Origin of the sequence: Paenibacillus sp. FSL H7-0350, assembly GCF_038593195.1 — a bacterium.
In the GTDB taxonomy this organism is placed as follows: Bacteria; Bacillota; Bacilli; order Paenibacillales; family Paenibacillaceae; genus Paenibacillus_AQ.
This window is the reverse complement of the sequence record NZ_CP151972.1, coordinates 6,180,848-6,199,625: the sequence shown is the minus strand read 5'-3', so window position 1 is coordinate 6,199,625 and position 18,778 is coordinate 6,180,848. Positions and strand designations below refer to the sequence as shown.

Sequence of the window (18,778 nt, the reverse complement as noted above, 5' to 3'; positions counted from 1 at the left end):
TCCACTGCTTAAAGAGAGATGTGATCTAAAGACTTATTTCATGACTTCGACAAAACAGCCTGCTCCTCAACAGCTGTCCGTCCGGCAATTCGACCGAATGTGAAAATGTCGGTGAGCGAGTTACCACCTAGACGGTTACCGGCATGGATACCGCCTGCCACCTCACCGGCTGCGTACAACCCCGGGATGATCTGGCCAGATTCGCGAAGAACATGCGTCTGTGTATCAATCTTGAGTCCGCCCATCGTATGGTGAACAGCTGGCTTACGAGGTGTCGCATAGAACGGAGCCACTGCAACCTTAAGATCGAACGCATTTTTACCAAATTCCGGATCATGTCCCTGATCAACGTAAGAGTTGTACATCGCGATCGTATCCACTAGCGTAGTCGGATCGATATGAATTTGCTGGGCCAGCTCCTCCAGTGTGTCCGCTCTGAATAGCGTGCCTCGCTCCACCTGCTTATCGATCTTCGCTTGATTTGTGTTATAGGCCGTCTCCTTGATCTTGTCATCCGCAATCAGATAGAACAGGCCTCCGTTATTGATTGCTGCTATCGACAACTGATCGCGGCTACCATATTCATTGACGAAACGTTTGCCCTGCTGATTGACCATGACAAAGTTCTGCGGCGGCACTTGCAACCCGCTAAACAAGGCGCCCGTCTGCGGATCGGACACTGGCATCATTTGCGAGAAGCCCATGCCGACCAGATCAGCGCCCGCACTTTGTCCCAGCAGAATACCATCGCCGGTAATCGCCGGAGAATTCGAGGTCTTGATGTCGTCATCGATCTCGTTCCAGTACGTATTGTACTGCTTCAGCATCTGCGTATTGGCCCCAAAGCCACCGGAAGCCAGCACCACCGCCGGCGCATGAACCGTTACCGTTTGCCCGGCTACTCCGGTACCAATTACGCCGCTAACTCGGCCGTCTGCTTCGATAATCAGTCGCTTCACCGGAGTATCGGTGAGGATCTGACCACCCTGTGCACGGACAAATTGCTCTAAAGCCGCTACGAAGGCATAGCCTTCATGCTTCACTGGTTTATGTCCACGGCGCCACAACGCTCCTACCGGCATGGTCACTTCGTTATAGTCAAATTCGACACCCAGTTCCTCCAACCATTTAACGGAGGCTAGCGCCTGATCGGTTAATACCTTAACCAGATCATATTGCCCGTAAATGGAATACCCCTGAAGGTCGTTCCGTTTGCCGCCGAAATAGGTCTGCATCCGGTGGAAGATCGCGGAGTCGAACAAGAATTCTTTGCCCTCTTTCGAATCGCGGAGATAATCAGCCACCTGATGTTTGAAGATACGGAAGTCCGCCAGATACTCGGCATCTACCTGTTCTTCCGGGGTTGCTGCCAGCTCTTCAATCGTATGACCTTCACCCGGAATCGCCGCAAATTTACGTTGCCACTCTGGATCGGCAGCGTTCATTGGACCACCTGTTCGTACCGTATTACCACCTATGGCTGGGAACTTCTCGACGATGATAGCTTTCTTGCCCTGCTGAAGCACGCTGGCTGCTGCTGCGAGTCCCGCACCACCCGCACCAACGATCACAACGTCCGCTGTATACTCTTCGTCGCCGTGATTGATCGCACTCTGTGCTTTTGGCCGTTTTTTTAATACATCCGGGTTGGCACCTGCCATCTTGACCGCCTTCGCTACTCCGTCGATGACCCCATTGCTAGTGACGGATGCGCCGGACAAAATATCCACGTTCAGCGTCTGTCCTTCGATGATCTGACTCGGAATCCGGGTAAATACCACATCCGCAATCCCCTGTGATTCGCCCGCTGTATCGATGTCGATCTTCTCTATACGAGTCGAACTCATCTCAACGATCATCGGCAGATCACCGTTATGTCCGACCGCCTTTACCTCATAGGTTCCCGGTTCAAAGCTAACGTCTTCAGGGACATTCAGCAGATTAGCGATTTTGGCAAAACGCATAAAACGATGGAAGCAACTCTCCAAGAAATCAACCGTCCGCTCCGACTTGATCTTCCCCGCTTCATCAAAGGCTTCATTCGCACGGCCCAACAGGAACTCCGAGCCAGGCATCACGCTAGCATTGACACCGGGTGCATCTAGAATCTGACGCAGATGTAGTTGTGCACGGGAGGACCCCTGCACATCATACGCCGCACCGACAACCATGACCGGTTTGCCATCGAACGGGTGAAGATTCCAAGACAACCATTCCAGAATACTTTTCAGTGCGGAGGGGACCGAGTGATTATGCTCCGGTGTAGCGATAATGACACCATCCGCTTCCGTAATCTTCGTGTTAAAGTTCTGAATAATCGGACTCTGCGATTGATCGTCCGATTCATTAAACATCGGGACACCCTTCAGTTCCAGAATTTCAATGTCCACTTTTTCGCTAAAATGAGACTTCATAAATTCCAGTAGCTTCCGATTATAAGACTTCGACGCGTTGGTTCCTACAATTCCGACAAATTTCATGCCCGTTCGCCTCCCCAGATTACCGATTCCCAGCTAAATGCTTTGCTTTGCTCTGTCTTGAAGTGGTTCTCTTTAACCAACTGTTGGTTAATCTTCACGAACAATTGGAACTCTTCGAAGATCTCCTCCAGCTCCTGAACCTTATTTGCGTAGACCAGATCACCTGACTCGTCAAAAGCGGCAAGTGAATGTCCCAACAAAAATTCCGAGCTCGGCAGAACGCGAGCCTTAAGCTCTGGAGCATCCAGAATCTGACGTAGATGCATCTGGGCACGAGATGTACCAAGCAAACCGTGGGAAGCACCCACGATCAGAACTGGTTTGTTAATCAAAGGACGGGTGGTATACGAGATCCATTCCATGGCGCTCTTGAGCGCCGCTGGGATGGTATGATCGTATTCCGGGGTCGAGATAATGACGCCATCCGCCGCCGCAATCTGCTCGCATAAGGCTTGTACTTCAGTGGGCGCCTGACGATCTTCCGGTTCATCAAAAGCAGGGAGGTGCTTAATCTCGCAGACCTCAATCTCCGCCTGGCTAGAAAAATGCTTACGCATAAATTGCAACAGCTTGCGATTCGTCGAAGTATTCGAGTTCGTTCCGACAATACCGATTAGTTTCATAATTTTCTTCCTCTCTTACTTTGTGAATAATTGCACAATACAAAACGGATTTCTACAAATTCCTTTTGACTTGGTCACTTACCTTTACAAATAAATTTTAGTATGAAAAAATACATTTGTGAAATATCCATTTTCTTATCGTTCTATAACAGTTCTCTTATACCATCTTTAATGAGAGCAGGTGATCCTTATGACTACGATTGATTCTTCCAATATCCTTCATTATCTTGACGCGATTCTCAAGCACGGAAGCTATACTAAGGCCGCCAAGGACCTGTATGTTTCGCAACCTTACCTCACGCAGCTTATCAAGCGAATCGAGCATGAAATCGGCACAGAAATTTTGAATCGACAGACCTCTCCCTTGCAACTAACTGAGGCAGGCAAGCTGTACTATCAGTATCTGATGTCCCTTGAAATGGCGCAGGAACAATTCCACAAACGAATCGCTCACTATTCCATAAGAGACACCCAGACGATCAAGCTCGGTATCTTGTCCAGCTTAGGTTCGTATTTATTGCCTTTGTTTTTGCCCGATTTCATGAAAAATTACCCGTCTATTAAGATCGAGATTCAAGAGGATTACTCCGAGGTCAATGAAATCCGCGTGTTGAACCATGAACTGGATTTTTTTATCGGACAAAATCCAGAGACCCTCTCGCCCAATCTGAATGTTGTCTCATGGGGGCCTCACGGTTATTATGCGGTGGTGACAGAGGACTCCCCGTTGTATGACATTAATCCGAAGACGTTAGAGGAGAGCCATGCCAATCTGAAGCTGCTACTGCAAAGTCCCCTTGTGCTGACCAAAAAAGGTTCTTCGATTCGCCGGCAGCTTGATCACCTATTTCAGAAGTTTAAGATCAAGCCAACTGTTATATTGGAAAGCACGAATATTTTCACCACGCTGGAGTTAGCCAAGAAAGGCGTTGGTATCGCATTCGTCCCCTATAGTATCTGCATGTCGGAAGTCCCTCAGGGCTACCGCCTGTTGCCCTTATCACTGGATTTGTTGTCGCTCGATTATTTTATTGCCTATTCCAAAAACAAACCTCTATCTTCGGTGGAACAAGATTTGATCGCACTCTTTACTACAGATGTTCCATGTATGCACGCAGAGCATCCGTAACAGCCAGCTCGTTATGTTCCGTGATCACGATACCCTCAATCTCAGCGGTCGAATTCAGCGTACGAATGATCTCGGCCGCACGCTTGCCAAATAGACGGGTAGAACCAATCTCTCCCTCCAATGACTGCTCCGTTACAATTGTCAAGCTTGCTACATCGCTCTGTACCGGGTACCCCGTTTGTCCGTCAAAAATATGATGGTACTTCCGGCCCGCAACCTCCAACTTCCGCTCATACACGCCAGAAGTCACAATGGATTGGTTCTTCAATTTCAAGATCAACGCATAATTCCCTCGCGGTAGCTGTGGATTCTGAATCCCGACCCGCCATAACCCGTCTTCAGACGCCGGGTTCTCACCAAAAGTCAGCACATTCCCACCTAGATCGATGAACCCTGCGCTCGCCCCCTGACGCTTGAATACCTCCACAATTCGATCTGCAAAGTACCCTTTGGCCAGCGCACCCAGATCAACCTCCATCCTTTCCTTTTCCAGGAAAACAGTCTTCCGTTCCTCATCCAATTGAATATGATGCGGATCGATAAGCTGCCGACACTCCGCAATGACCGCTTCCGGAGGATGCTGCGCCCCTGCAAACCCGATCTTCCACGCCTTGACTAAGGGACCAATCGCGATGTTCAGCAGACTGTCTGCTACGAGACTCTCCCTCTTCCCGATTGCAATCAGATCGAACAGATCCGTATCGACAATTACGGGACTCTTCCCGGCTTGGTTATTAATCTGCATGAGCGCCGAGCTCGGATTATTCGCACTGAAGCGCTGCTCGTAGTCAATCAGCTGCTGCTCCGCATCCGCCAAGAGCGCCGCTGCATTCTGATGATGAACGACCATCGTAATAACCGTTCCCATGAGCTGTATAATTTTCTTTTCCATAGTGAGCATCCTTTGTTAATGAGATAGTGGAGATGAGTTGAATCGTGAATGCTTACAGTTAGCATAAGCGATCGAAATGGGCAAGAAGGGCTTTCGGCATGTTTAAGGAATGGCACGTTGTACGATTTAGCTTGCCTACGACAGAGTAGCTTCTATAGCAAAATTTTCTTTTCGCCCGATTAATTTCCTTATTTGCTTTACAGCTTACCGTTCAGCAGGCAGGTCGGCACTTCTGCAAACAAATTAAAAAACACCCCTTCAGTTCAGTAATCATAAACTACTAATCTCCGAATGAATAGGTGCTTTTAAATTTTTAATTCCTGATCAACCACTGCTAATTTATTGATACCAATCGTAGTCTCATAAGAATCCAACCATCGGCATTCAATGTTTGTACTACCCTTCGCAAAATTCTGAAAAGAAAAGCATCTAGTGAAAAGTATCCCCCATTTGGAGTCATACTTTTCACTAGATGCTTAGACGCAAACAACTCCTTCTTGTAACCTACCGCTTCACCTTATAAAACTCATGATACAGCTTCATGAGCGCCCTCTTCTCAATCCGCGACACATAGCTCCGTGAGATCCCCAGCTCCTTCGCAATCTCCCGCTGCGTCCGCTCCTCCCCGCCTGTATCAAGCCCAAACCGCCCGACCACGACTTCCTTCTCACGATCATCCAAGATATCCAGATTCCGATAAATCTTGCTCTTCTCAATCTTCAGATCGACCTCTTTAATCACATCATCCGCTTCTGAGCCTAGGATATCGATCAGGGTGATCTCATTGCCTTCCTTATCCGTTCCGATCGGATCGTGGAGGGATACGTCCTTGCGGGTTTTTTAAAAAAATAAACCAATCAAGATCGTTTCCGATTCGAATTGGTTCTTTTACGTTTTGTATTTAATCTGTAATTGTTTATCAATTACTTTGGCCCATTCAGGCAGTTCATTTAAATAATACTTTATCCCGTTTTTATCCGCTTCAAGAATAAATTCCCCATCAGCTTTACTATTATCAATAACAATTAATTGATCAATCAGATCTAAGTGAGATAACAGATTATTCATACTGGTTATATTGCGTCTAATAATATCCTCGGTTTCAATATGATGACCACCGTTCTTCACTCGCAAAGCAACACGTTCAATATTTAGCCGTACATCCCCTAGTCCCACATAAAACATAATAATTTCAAAGCCTTGTTCCTTTGCATCTCTCATCTGCCTTATAACGTTACCACCAGCTAAAGTAGTTTCCACACTGAAATCCCATTTATTTCGAATACATTCCCTAGCTATCCTTATAGCTTCTTTCCCGGCAGATACTTTACTCTTTTCAGGATGCCCATTATTAATTTTACGGGCCAGTGCATCGGGGTCAATATTTACACTTACCCCAAGCCTGTCAACAATCAAGTTGCGGATTGTGCTCTTGCCACTTCCATTATTACCGGCAAACACAAACATCGTTGCCTTTGTCTCATTCATGGATGAAATCCTGTTCGTTCATTTTCACGATCTTACCGGTACTGTACTCTCTAACGATTTGTCCTTCCGGTGTTTTGTATACTATATATGTTCCATTTGCTTTAGCATCCAATTTGGCACGGTCACCTGTTAGTCGAATCAATTTGGCAAGGTCCTGTGTAATATTTCTCAATATAGAAACACCTCATTTCCGCTTATAGTTCGAGTATACCACAGTAAAACGCAATTTATTTCAGCTAAGAGCTTGGTATATTGAATCTAATCGTTGAATTTCATTAAAAAAACCTGCAAGACTGAGACCTCCACTGTCTCATTCCTACAGGCAACCCTCTCTCTTCACCGCTTCACCTTATAAAACTCATGATACAGCTTCATGAGCGCCCTCTTCTCAATCCGCGACACATAGCTCCGCGAGATCCCCAGCTCCTTCGCAATCTCCCGCTGCGTCCGCTCTTCCCCGCCCGTGTCCAGGCCGAAGCGGCCTACCACAACTTCTTTCTCCCGGTCATCCAAGATATCCAGATTACGATAGATCTTGCTCTTCTCAATCTTCAAATCGACCTCTTTAATCACATCATCCGCTTCTGAGCCTAGGATATCGATCAGGGTGATCTCGTTGCCTTCCTTATCCGTTCCGATCGGATCGTGGAGGGATACATCTTTGCGGGTTTTTTTCAGCGAGCGGAGATGCATCAGGATTTCATTCTCGATACAACGGGCGGCAAAAGTTGCCAGCTTCGTGCCCTTGTTCGGGCGGTAGCTCTCGATGGCCTTGATCAGGCCGATGGTGCCGATGGAGATGAGCTCCTCCATGTCTTCGCCGGTGTTGTCGAATTTCTTGAGGTTGTGGACACGATGCGATGTAAATTTGATCGTTACTAATCGAGTAGGAGGGGGCGGCAAACCCCCGTCCTCTCACACCACCGTACATGCGGGTCCGCATACGGCGGTTCCAAAAGGTTAACAAAACTCTAAGTAACGTGAAAGCAAACTTTTCAGCCCTTTCCCTTCCCAGTAGGAAGTCGGAAGGGCATTATTTGTATTCCGGGACATTTCCCATGCGCCTCGCCGTGAGTTTGCCATTGTGAAACAGGCCCACTCGGGCGTTCCTAGTGCCCGGAGTTCGCGGATTCGTGTGCGTACTCGTTTCCACTGTTTCCACAGGCACATTCGCAACCCTCTTCGAATCCACTGGTCCAGCGTTTGGAGGTGTTTCTTGGCCGATGCCAAATGGAAATAGCCTAGCCAGCCCATCAGATATTGATTTAATCGGCTTATTCGTTCTTCCATTGAGATGGACCAGGTTCGGTTCGTTAGCTCTCGAATTCTCTCTTTGCATGCTTTAAGACTCTTCGGCGCTATTCGTATGGTTGCCTGTTTCTGGCTCAGGAAACTGAATCCTAGGAACTTCCGGTGCCAGGGTCTGGCTACCGCACTTTTCTCCCGGTTCACTTTCAGTTTTAGCTTTCCTTCTACAAATCGGCTGACCGATTCCATGACCCGTTCGCCCGCTCGTTTACTCGCCACAAAGATATTACAGTCGTCCGCGTAGCGTACAAACCGCAGTCCGCGTCCGGTCAATTCCTTATCCAGATCATCCAATAGAATGTTTGCCAGAAGCGGACTGAGCGGACCGCCTTGTGGCGTTCCTTCCCGGCTATGCTCCAGCTTTCCATTGACTATCACTCCGGCGCTAAGATACGCGCGAATCAGTGTTAGTACTCTCTTGTCTGCTACTTTCCGCGCAACCCTTGCCATGAGCCTATCGTGATTTACCCGGTCAAAGAATTTCTCGAGATCGAGGTCTACGACCCATCTCAAACCACTTTGGATATATCTTTGTGCTTGTTTCACGGCGTCATGGGCGCTCTTTCCCGGCCGAAATCCGTAGCTGTACCACGAGAATCCTGCGTCAAAGACCGGATTCATGACTTGTAGAAGAGCCTGCTGGAGAAAGCGGTCCATTACCGTCGGGATGCCTAGCAGCCGTACGCCGCCTCCGGGTTTGGGGATTTCCACCCGTTTGACGGGTGCAGGTTTATAGGTACCCGCAAGAAGTTCGGCTTTCACCGGTTCCCAATGTGTTTTCAAATAAGCCTGTAGATTCGCTACCGTTACATTGTCCACACCGGGTGCTCCTCCGTTCTGGACCACTCGTTTGTATGCGAGCCGAAGGTTATCTCCTTCGAGCATTCGCTCCAGCAGGTGGCTCTCTGCTTTGCGAGAGGAAAGGCCGACTTGTGCCGATGAAGAACTCGGCGCTCCGGCATACCCTGACGGCTTCACCGCTTCTCTTTGCCGCAAGCTCTCTTGCGAGATATTCTGCTGTCGTTGCTCTTCATGCGAACGCATCGGTTTCCTCTCTCCTTTCGGTTCAGCCCTTCCGTAAACGGTTGCAACAGTTTACGTACTATGGCTTCTGCTGACTCCTGCCAGTTCAGCGTAGCCTCTCAGCTACGGTTACAAGTTTTTTTCCTTGCATATCCGACAGGCCTCCCCAGATAAGAACGTCATCTTTCCGCCCGCGCCTGCCCAAGTCTACGGCTACAGCACTTGGCAGCTTTGGATTTTGTCATGTGTGGGTGACTCATCCGGCTGCAGCCGCCTCTAATTGGATTCGTGTACCTCAGGCCGTGCTTTTGCCTCCGGCTTCCTTCAGATTCCACCTCACGGTAGACACCCTTGCCCTTGGCTAACGGTAGGCGCTTGCCAGCCCCCGCTCGGGACTTTCACCCTAAAGATGACGCCCATGCTGGGCGTACCACTGCAAAAAAGGTCACAGAAGGTATCTTCTGTGACCTTTTTTAACCTGCCCATATCTGAACCCTATTCTCGAAAGAAGACGTCTCCTTACGGAGCATTCCGGTACCCGGTGTCGGCAACTGTCATTTCGGAAGACGGAATATTCCCGGCCACTGTTACTTTACCAGTGAGAGAATCGGCTTATCCCGTTCATAAGCATTCGTCCACTTTAGTTCTGTGCTTACTCTCGTAGGTAAATAAGAAATATGACAGAAGTGATTTGGCTTCTCTTCATTATTAGACAAAGAAATCTGAGCGCGAAAAAAACATAGTGTGTGGAACTACGCGCAATATCATTTGAGTCCTTTTAGTAGGTATTACTACTTTGTAGAACTCAACGCAACCCGCAAAAAACAAAACTAGTACGCAAAATAGTTCGCAAAAGTATAGGGGGTGTTACCGCGCAATGTTATATGCACAGTTTAACCATGTAATAAGAAGGGGCAGTACATCGCTGCATCGTTCCAAGCAAGCCCATCTTAGCTCGATCGCGCAGGCCCTTTGAAAGGAGGAGATGCGGTGCCGCGGCCCGCGCAAATACAACCATGCGAAAGGAAGAGGATTACATTGACTACTATTATTATCTCTATCTTATACGATTTGAGGGTTTGGCTGGTTAACATTGATTGGATTGTGGCATCCACTTTAATCAGCTGCATCCTTGATCTGACTGCCAGAATTATTGAGCTGGTCCTTGCCGGCAAAACAAAGACGGAGAATCCGCAATCGCCTCTTCCTCCCGTCCAGAGGATCTCGAGGCGGCAATCTGCGACAAACTCCACTAGGATCCGCCGGCGACATCGGAGCTCATAAGCACAGATGGTTTGTCGCCACATGAACTCCGCCTGCTAACAGTTCAGGATCTTCAGCCGTAAGCTGCAGATCCTGAACAACTGGCCTGGGTGCTACTGTTCCCGCTGCCTCCTCCATTCGTCCCCTTTATATGAAAGAACTCGATAAATCAGTGGCTTTTAAAATAAGTGGTACGCCGAAGTAGGAGATTATCAGAAAAATTTAAATATAAAGAGGCATTATATATTTATTTATTCAGGAGGACAAAACAATGTATCAACAATTAATTGAATCGCTTCACCAAGTTAAAAACTGGGTGGGACAAGTCCCATGGGGTAAGCTGTATCATCAGGTTAAGGACGGCGTGGAGTTTGCCACGAACGTCTTGGAGCTTTTCTTAATCACAAAGGCAAACGATAAGCAGGACGAGCAACTTCCGCCGCAACATCCCACGCCGCCATATCCGTACATCCCATCGTCCCGACGCAGAAAGCAGAACACTAAATACCGAAGACGGAATATCAGAAAACGCAAATAATATTGTGGTGTGAGGTGAACTTGTACCAGATAATGAAAGGAGGAATTAGCACATGAATTTTATAGCCCTTATACACCAGATGATGGAAATAATTTCGGAGGTAAATTGGGAAAGTGCATGGAAACATATTAATACTTTTATGGTTAATATCACCTATGCCTTGCAGCTCTTTGCTGCAGCCAAGGTAATCATGCAGAAAGCAGACAAAGCAAATACGCCAAATACGCGAAGCCCCCCTAACCGCAACTCCAGACTTCGAATCCGAATAAAGATGAAGCAAAAATAAATTATGTGAATGTAAGCGATAAAACACGGTTTTTAATCCCCATGTTTGGTCGCTTTTATTTCGTTCTTCGTCACAATACATGCGGACGACAGCCTGGTCAATTTGCATCACACCAGAGAGGGAACCAATTCATAACCCAACCATCTCTGCATCCGTAGTTTCCATATCAAGGAGAATCCCACAAAATGGAGAAAATAGATACGCCGGAATCTTCAGAGTTCAGCTTGAAGATCCATATTATTAATAACGAGAATTTGTATGTTAACCTGCTCAGTTACAAAGCATAGGTAAACAACTCAAAAGCAACCCGACCGTTCTGCGGGCTGCTTTTGTCCGTTTAAATTTAACATTAACTTCTGGAGAAAAACTCATTGGCCGACTACTACTCATACAATTTATCCACTAACTCGCTAAAGGAATTACAAACAAAGCACACTTCCGGATTTGCCCCGCCCTCTGATTGCTCATGATCCCAGAATACAATTGAAGGCTGGTTTCCTGCACGGTAATCAAAGCACAGATAGTTGCCAAAGGGATCATCTGCAAAAGGAAACACGTTCTCCGGAAGGCGGTCCTTCAACCGGTTATGTACTTCCAGAACATTTCTATTCCCCCTGATGTTAAGATCAATCAAGGAATTGAACACCACTTCTTTTTTACCCTCAAAATCAAAGGTATCCGGAACAGGTTGTCCACCATTCTTCAGTAACACGCAACTGACGTAATCAGGGGGTAATAAAATACTTAAAGCTTCCTCTACTTTCGATACATCCTCCCGGGAGAGTTCACTCTTTGCAAGAATCCACTTTACATTATTCGCTTGTTCCATTTGCAAGCCTCCTCCTCAATATTTATCTATTTTCCGATCCGCCACCCCAAATAGATCTTCCGCCTGTATGAGCAGTAGTTTCATGAAGCGAACGGTCTACCAGCTGCATAACGCCCGGGTCCTCATTATGATGCCAGACGTATCCTTCCGGCACCTTGCCGTTATTGACTTGTTCGATTTGTCTTTCATCAAATTTCGCCTTCAGGTCAGGGTCGCTGCTGATCGCTTCACCAAGCGATTGCGTGGCTGCTTTAAATTGCTTGGCATCTGATTCCTGATATAACGACTCATCTAATTCCATCTCATATGCAACCGGAAATTCAGGGAACACGCCAGTAAAGGTCCCCTCCGAGGTCTGTATGATTTTTTCCTGAAAGGGAATATTTGTCTCGGGATGGCACTCTCCGGCCAGTCCCTCATTCCTAGTCTTGAGATATAGTGGTTCATTGGCCAAATCAAAGGTAGTAATAGAACTCGGTTTCAGATCCTTGGCAAAGCCGGGAACATCAAAAGAGACATTACTTACTCCCTCTTTCATCGTCTCCCAGTTCATACTTATAGATGAAAGAGCCTCTAACATACTCGAACCTCCCCTTCCTTCTGTTCTTCGATCCACAAATAATAAAAGTCTCTAAATCCCGGGTCCTCCTGGGCTTTATCTTGAAGCAGACATTGCATTACAGCCGGCTCGTATGCTTCCGGATTTGAAAATGCAATATACTTTCCGAGCCCTTCAACAAATCTTTTATTCCATTCCGTAAAATTCTCGGCAGCTTTGGCATATTGAATGAGTCCTACTCTTTGCGGGATCAGCGAAGATACAATTCGCGACAATTCCCCAAAGTTCTTCTGTTCCCACAACTGCATTTTATGATTCAACTCAAAATACTCCAGATCGTGCAGAAGCGACTGCCTGGTCGAATGACTTACAGGATAGCTCAACAACCATTTTTTTAGACGGTTGGATTCAAATGAGGCCAGGATGCTACGGCTGTTCTCCGAGACTCTTTCCAGCAGCAGTAATTCGAGCAGCTTGCTCAGCATCTCTCGGTTCGGGCGCTGTTTTGGAAAGGACTCTTTTTTTTTCGGCGAATACGACTGATAATTATTGAATTCACTCACTTCACATAATACCGGCTGTAGCCAGTTATTTTGATATACCGCAGCAATACCGGTGCGTAATTTTGGGAGCTCATTGATCTGATGTTCATTTAGATTGGCAGTTTTGCCGACCTCGGAGCGGTCCAATTCATCTGGCAGCCTCAAAATGATCTTGGTATTAGTGTTTCTGATGACCGAACGGTCCAATAAATTAGGTGCCTGGTCAGCAATGATGAACCCTTCCCCGTAAGTTCTCATTTCGGCAATTGCATTGGCAATCATCTCAACCGACTTGCCCTGCAGATTGGTCCCTTCCTGGCTCTGCTCGGAAGCAACGCGGCGCAGCAGGTGATGAGCTTCTTCAATAACAGTCACATGCTGCAGCTCGCTGTTGATAGGACTGTCAATTGACATTCTGTACTCTTGAAGCCTCATGAACAGAATCCCCATAATTAATGCCTTCGTCTCAACCGAACCTACCCGGCTTAAGTCAATTATGCAATTCTGGTCGAACAATGCTTCACTAGCGATTTCGTCATCTGTGAATATTTTACCGAACAAGCCGTTGGTCATTGACTTCACTCTGGTCACGAGTGCACCTATGTAGTTGCTCTTTACCTCTTCGGAATATGCGGATTCACCAATGACAACAGGCATAATCGTCAATAGATCATAGAATGTCGGATATTGCACCTCGTCCCCGAAATAAAAGGACTCTTCTAAATCCCACCCGATGGAGATGTATGTCCGTTCGATTGCTTCCTTCAGCACCGCCGGCATTGCCGCGTACATCGGCCAGCAAGCATTGAAGATTTCAATAATTCGGTCAATATGCTCCAGCACATGCACCTGAGACGGAAAGCGGAAAGGATTGATCCGGAGCAGCTCGGTAAAATTCGCATTGGTGCCAAACACAGAAACGTCCTTACGGCCGCCGAAGATTTTTTTGTATTCACCTTTTGTCGGTTCGATGACTAGAAAATGAATGTTTTTTCTGACCAGCTCATTCAGCATTTGATAAATCGTATTCGACTTCCCTGAACCCGTAGAGCCCGTAACGAAGGTATGCATCGTAAGGCTGTTAACATCAATCTCGACGCTTGTATTCTCCGGCTTCCCCATATGAAACACGTTGCCCAGCTTAAGTGCAGCCCGACTTCCTTCAGTCTGATCATAGGTAACAATATTTCTGCCAAATTCAGCCGTCTCAATGACCGGAAGCCCATTCAGCGATTTTTGGGGAAAGCCCAATTGAAGCGCCAGCTCCTTGCCATTGATTAACGAACCTGGGGAGATATGCGGCAAATCCATGCCGGTATTAACTTTCATTTCGATCAGCGGGTGATTAAATTTTTTCAGATACTTTCCAACTTCCAATAGATTAGCTTTATTGTTGTTGTCCCATGTATTAATAAATGAGTTCTCCACCGCTGAATTCTCGCCGCGCATTATCGCTTTATACGTACTTGCAGCTACCCGGGAAGTCTGAACGCTCGGTGCAATGAAATAACAGGCACAGCTCCACATACCGAAATCCTCGGAGCTTTTCAGCCGGAGTAATTGTTCATCGATCTTTTGCAGTAAATTAGTTACCGTCTTATTTTCAAATTGGATTTGCAGGTTTCTAGAGTTTCCGATGGTCTGTGTCTCAGATGAGTTTTCCTGGGTAGAAGTGGAGTCCGATCTTCCGCGCATCTCAGACTCTCCCTCAGTCAGCGACTGATTAGTTGTCTTGGATTGCGCATGGGTCGTACCGTCTGTCGAACTGCCGATCAATGATCCGGCCATACCAGCAATCCCCCCCGCTATTACAGCTCCGGCCGGTCCACCAAGCAGAAATCCTCCCGCTGCGCCTAATCCACCAAGCGCTCCGCCCCAATTGGTCGTCTTGGAGTGGGACTCGGTCTGGCTCTCCGACTCGGATGAGCCCTGAGTATAGCTTTGCGTCTTGGTAAGACTCTCATTGATCGTCGCCGTAACTCCCTTGCTCATTCCTTCTGAAATCGCAATGCTGTCGCTTGAATTGAAGCTCAAATCACATTTCGCGAACGGTATCAATTGTGAGTATAAATTTTCGTAACCGAGCTTAATCTCTTCAATGTTCCTGTGCGAGATCGGGTCTGCCACAAAAATAGCGGAGAATTCCTCCCCCTTCATCGCATCGACAAGCTTTTCCAGTCCCTGAACAAATTTAGCCTTATCCTGATCCTTCAAAGAAGGGACACCGGAGACAGAAGAGATGCTGTTCTCATTCTGTGACAGCTCTGAAGTGAAGATGGAGGAGATCACCTTCTCAATTTCACTGTTGGTTAAGTTCTTGATATCACTGCCGGGAAAGTTTCCTTCGAAGCTTTTCTTCAGGGCTTCCTTCGCCGAATTTACATCCTGCTCCTTGGAGCCCGTCCGGGTACCCAGATAAAGATCGGTGCGGTTACCGTCGCTATTAATGATCATGACAAGCGAACCGTATACATTCCCCAGAGTATTGTATACACTCATAATCTTATCGAGATTGTTCTCCTGCTTGTCAAAGACTAGTTTATTCATCTTGAACAACCGGATGTTATTCCGGGTCGTCAAATCGCTGATATGCTTGGGGACAGGAACAACATTGCGCAGATGCAGCTCGTCCAAATAATTTTTCTGTACAAAATCAAGCGAAACCTCGAATGCCTCATCCAGATCCTTGAAGTTCCTACCGTCTAGTTCGACCATATCCGAGATATTGTTCATCCTAATCACCTTCTATTTTAAGTTACGTTTTGTTTTTTTTGATTTTTGACTTTGCGAATTGTAGGTTCTTCTATTCTGCTCATTTGATTCTCTGCCCCATTTGAGCCGGTCCAGAATTCCTTCTCTCTTTTTGATAACGACTTTAGAGGCGGGAGCACGGTTATCTTCGCTATAGCTGCGAGTGGCAGATGTATTCCATGAGGTTTCTTGACTGTTTGGCACAGGCACAGACTCAGTTCCTATTTGTGGTTTCTGGTCAACAGAAACAGGGCTACTCCCAGTATCGCTATTCCTCCCAGTCCCGCTATCACTAGCCATTTTGTATTCGGCTTTCCCGTATCAGCCATCCTCACAGGTACAGTGTTTGTCTTTAGTGCTGCCGGTGATGAAGCTGGCGCAACCAGCTGTGACGAGACTTGTACAACCGCCGGCCGTCTCACCAATTGTGCAGCAACTTGTTCGGAGGTTTGAGCCGGAGTCGGAGGTACTTTTCCATACGACAGTCGGACCTTTTTACCGACTTCAATAATAAATTCAAACCGTTCCCTGGAGAAATTATAGCGGAGGTCGCTCTTCAATTGGCCCAGATATTCGGTAGTCCACTTGCTATAATCCTGTTCGATGTACAAGCCGTCATGCTCTATCCAAAGGGGTTCAGACAAGCGGCTCTCAGCATATTCCGCTGCTAGCAAGACTTCATTTTGCTCATTGGTCGGATTTTTGGAGAGATAAGTGCTTAGAGCTACTCTTACCTGCTCTATATCCCGCTTATTCACAGCCTCAACTAGATAACTTTGCGGTTGGAACATTTTATCAGTCACTTCCTTTTTAAATTTCTAAGATTTGCTCCAGACGCCCTACAAAGTTGTGCAGCCACTTGCTTTTCTCCAGGTCTTCACTGATTCTGGAATTGAGCATCTCGCTATCACCCGATAGCTCCTCAATTTCATTGACCTTCAGCAATAATAGCTCCTCCAAGCGATTAATTTCCAAATTAAAAAATGTCTTCAGCTTGGCTACTTCATTGTCAAGGAAAGCCTGTGCCTCGTTAACATTCTTTAACAACTCCTGCTTAGCAGGATTAATTATCTCTTCTGCGATACGATCAACGTCTACTAAGGTTTTAGTGACATAGATTGTCTCATTATATCCTGATCCATAGGAGAATGGATTCCACCACTTTGAGGTTTTCACCCATCGCTCCCCGTTCGCAACACTCTTGTTATATTTCATATTGTCTACCAGCGTCTCGGCGTCAGGGATATCCAAAGCAAAAATTTGGAATTCATCTGGCTGGAGGCTATCGCCGCTTACTTCAATCAGGTCCTTGACATAGCTGCGATACTCTTCCAGCAATTGATCGGCGTCATTTTGCATCGTTGCCAGAATGATGATCTCCAGATCGGTCTTAATGTCACTTTGCAGAGAGGAGATGTCCTCTTTCAATTTAGAGATGATTTTATTCGCTCTGGATACTTCGATACTGCCTTCGTTATTGAATACCGCCGCAAAATCATCGATCTTGGTATGTACCTTGCCCTCGATCCTTCTCATTACAGAACGTACGTCATATTTCTTATTATTGATCCGTTCTTTAAAGGCGCTTGCCTTCTGCCCTTTCGAAAGTTCCTCTTGAATCCGTTTCATTTGCGTATTGATGTTCTTCCGCAATTCCTCGTTGCCTGACATTTGCGCCTGTAGCTGCTGTTCCATTTTCTTGCCTTCCACAATATCTTTGAAAGAGTTCACAGCTGCTGTAATTTTTGAGGTCACCGCATACTTATCCAAATACTCGTTGATCGCTTCTTCAATCGATGGAATCCCGGAATGGATCAACGCTTCAGCGTAGGTATCATTCGTTCTCCGGGCTTGTTCGATTTGACTTAACAGCTTACGTTTCTTGGTGTTACTCAGCGGAGCATACTTAACCAGGTGCATCTGAGGTTCCTCAATAAAGAAGTCATGCGCATTCAGTGTCTGCTGCTGCTTGCGGGTCAGGGTATCCCCGTTCTGGTCCATCCGGATCAATTTTGCCGTCTCCGCGGAGACCGGGAAAATATTAGGATTCATGATCCCCTTATCCTGCAGATAGTCTCTGACATCCTTTAGGGTCTCCTCAATCGTTTCCCGTTCAGGATCGAACAGATCGATTTTGTTGACTGCAAAAATAAACCGGTCCTTAGACTGTTTCCCCCCGCTCTTCATTTGCTCCGCCACAATCGACAGCAGATTATTATCATCATCTGTGCTGAGCTGAGTTGAATTCAGCACATAGAGTACTAGTGGCTTGGATTCATTTTTGATAACTCTGTAGGTATGCTCTTTATGGTTACTGTTCCTGGAGTTGTTCGGCCCAGGGGTATCTACCAAAATCAGATTCATGCTCTTGGAAGATATATATGGAATACTACCTTCGATCTCAATATGTGAGACCTCTTCATTGTTGTTGAATTCCTTCATTCGGTCGCTGTCCAAAGGCTGTAACGGTTCAATCTCGTTGCCTCCCAGATCATAGCAACAGCCGATAAATTCGTTGCGGCTGGGTATATTTTTGATGCTAGCAATGGTTGCCGTACAGGCGGCTTGCTTGGATGGCATTAGTTCTTTGCCCAGCAAGGAGTTGATCAGCGTCGATTTACCTGAGCTCATGGTCGCAATTACAGCAATTTCAAAATCTGAGCTGAGCGCTTTTTCGAAATTCTTCCTAATAGTATCACTGCGGAGCTCTTCGAACGGACCGTGCTGCATTTCATGAACAAGCTGCGTCAGATCGCTGATTTTATCATCTTTGCCTTCAGCTGGAATATGGGCTAACTTAATTTCAGCAGTCTTGCTCTGATTGTATCTCTCACAGGCCTCAATTACATCGTCATAATCGGGGAGCGTCCCCTGGAATACAAGCTGGAACTCTGTCTCGTTAAGCTCGTCTATTAATATATCAATCAGCTGGTCCAGCCAGACCTGCAATCGCTCACTCTTAAACTTAGCAAGTTGACTTTCTTGGCTGATCTCTTCATTGTCGTACAATATCTGTGTTTCAACTTTATACGGGTTATAGCGGATAAACACTTCGGTCATGAACATG

At 46.7% G+C, this 18,778-nt stretch carries 15 protein-coding genes and 1 pseudogene; 3 read left to right on the top strand and 13 right to left on the bottom strand.

Going from position 1 to position 18,778, the window contains the following annotated elements; translation table 11 throughout:
- Positions 1-38 precede the first annotated feature (38 nt).
- Both NYE24_RS27995 and NYE24_RS27990 read right to left on the bottom strand, forming a co-directional pair.
- The gene (locus tag NYE24_RS27995; protein WP_036691074.1) at positions 39-2,480 is read right to left on the bottom strand and encodes a flavocytochrome c; all 2,442 of its coding nucleotides are present in this window, start codon (positions 2,478-2,480) and stop codon (positions 39-41) included.
- Complete coding sequence (locus tag NYE24_RS27990) at positions 2,477-3,103, bottom strand: NADPH-dependent FMN reductase (protein ID WP_036691076.1); 627 nt, start codon at positions 3,101-3,103, stop codon at positions 2,477-2,479. The genes NYE24_RS27995 and NYE24_RS27990 overlap by 4 nt, the downstream gene beginning before the upstream one ends.
- 190 nt (positions 3,104-3,293) lie before the next feature.
- Here NYE24_RS27990 and NYE24_RS27985 point away from each other — a divergent pair, with 190 nt between their 5' ends.
- Complete coding sequence (locus tag NYE24_RS27985) at positions 3,294-4,232, top strand: LysR family transcriptional regulator (protein WP_036691078.1); 939 nt, start codon at positions 3,294-3,296, stop codon at positions 4,230-4,232.
- Here NYE24_RS27985 and NYE24_RS27980 read toward each other — a convergent pair.
- The 6 genes and pseudogenes from NYE24_RS27980 to ltrA form a co-directional block, all read right to left on the bottom strand.
- Entirely contained in the window at positions 4,195-5,124 is a 930-nt protein-coding gene (locus tag NYE24_RS27980; RefSeq protein WP_342477179.1) for an FAD:protein FMN transferase, read from the bottom strand. The genes NYE24_RS27985 and NYE24_RS27980 overlap by 38 nt on opposite strands.
- 504 nt (positions 5,125-5,628) lie before the next feature.
- Positions 5,629-5,964: pseudogene (locus tag NYE24_RS27975) on the bottom strand (sigma-70 family RNA polymerase sigma factor); the annotation flags it as partial.
- A 48-nt stretch (positions 5,965-6,012) separates the two neighbouring features.
- Positions 6,013-6,612 carry a zeta toxin family protein gene (locus NYE24_RS27970; protein WP_342477178.1) on the bottom strand — a complete coding sequence of 200 codons (600 nt, stop codon included), beginning with the start codon at positions 6,610-6,612 and terminating at the stop codon, positions 6,013-6,015.
- A complete protein-coding gene (locus tag NYE24_RS27965) occupies positions 6,605-6,784 on the bottom strand; it encodes a hypothetical protein (protein ID WP_036691083.1) in 180 nt (59 codons plus the stop codon). The genes NYE24_RS27970 and NYE24_RS27965 overlap by 8 nt, the downstream gene beginning before the upstream one ends.
- Before the next feature lie 164 nt (positions 6,785-6,948).
- Entirely contained in the window at positions 6,949-7,485 is a 537-nt protein-coding gene (gene sigK / locus NYE24_RS27960) for an RNA polymerase sporulation sigma factor SigK (RefSeq protein ID WP_342479311.1), read from the bottom strand.
- An 87-nt stretch (positions 7,486-7,572) separates the two neighbouring features.
- Entirely contained in the window at positions 7,573-8,964 is a 1,392-nt protein-coding gene (ltrA, locus tag NYE24_RS27955; protein WP_342477177.1) for a group II intron reverse transcriptase/maturase, read from the bottom strand.
- A 1,513-nt stretch (positions 8,965-10,477) separates the two neighbouring features.
- Here ltrA and NYE24_RS27950 point away from each other — a divergent pair.
- Positions 10,478-10,744 carry a hypothetical protein gene (locus NYE24_RS27950; RefSeq protein ID WP_342477176.1) on the top strand — a complete coding sequence of 89 codons (267 nt, stop codon included), beginning with the start codon at positions 10,478-10,480 and terminating at the stop codon, positions 10,742-10,744.
- A 52-nt stretch (positions 10,745-10,796) separates the two neighbouring features.
- Positions 10,797-11,030, top strand: coding sequence for a hypothetical protein (locus tag NYE24_RS27945; RefSeq protein ID WP_342477175.1), 234 nt, complete (start codon positions 10,797-10,799; stop codon positions 11,028-11,030).
- Positions 11,031-11,412: 382 nt separating this feature from the next.
- Here the strand turns inward: NYE24_RS27945 and NYE24_RS27940 are convergent, their stop codons facing one another.
- From NYE24_RS27940 to NYE24_RS27920, 5 genes are all read right to left on the bottom strand, one after another.
- The gene (locus tag NYE24_RS27940; protein ID WP_342477174.1) at positions 11,413-11,859 is read right to left on the bottom strand and encodes an SMI1/KNR4 family protein; all 447 of its coding nucleotides are present in this window, start codon (positions 11,857-11,859) and stop codon (positions 11,413-11,415) included.
- 22 nt (positions 11,860-11,881) lie between these two features.
- A complete protein-coding gene (locus NYE24_RS27935; RefSeq protein WP_342477173.1) occupies positions 11,882-12,439 on the bottom strand; it encodes an HNH endonuclease in 558 nt (185 codons plus the stop codon).
- Positions 12,433-15,693 (bottom strand): ATP-binding protein, encoded by a 3,261-nt coding sequence (locus NYE24_RS27930; protein WP_342477172.1) that lies wholly within the window; start codon positions 15,691-15,693, stop codon positions 12,433-12,435. Before NYE24_RS27930 ends, NYE24_RS27935 begins: the two co-directional genes overlap by 7 nt.
- A 239-nt stretch (positions 15,694-15,932) precedes the next feature.
- Positions 15,933-16,514 carry a hypothetical protein gene (locus NYE24_RS27925; RefSeq protein WP_342477171.1) on the bottom strand — a complete coding sequence of 194 codons (582 nt, stop codon included), beginning with the start codon at positions 16,512-16,514 and terminating at the stop codon, positions 15,933-15,935.
- Between the two features lie 7 nt (positions 16,515-16,521).
- The gene (locus NYE24_RS27920) at positions 16,522-18,777 is read right to left on the bottom strand and encodes a dynamin family protein (protein WP_342477170.1); all 2,256 of its coding nucleotides are present in this window, start codon (positions 18,775-18,777) and stop codon (positions 16,522-16,524) included.
- Position 18,778 lies beyond the last annotated feature (1 nt).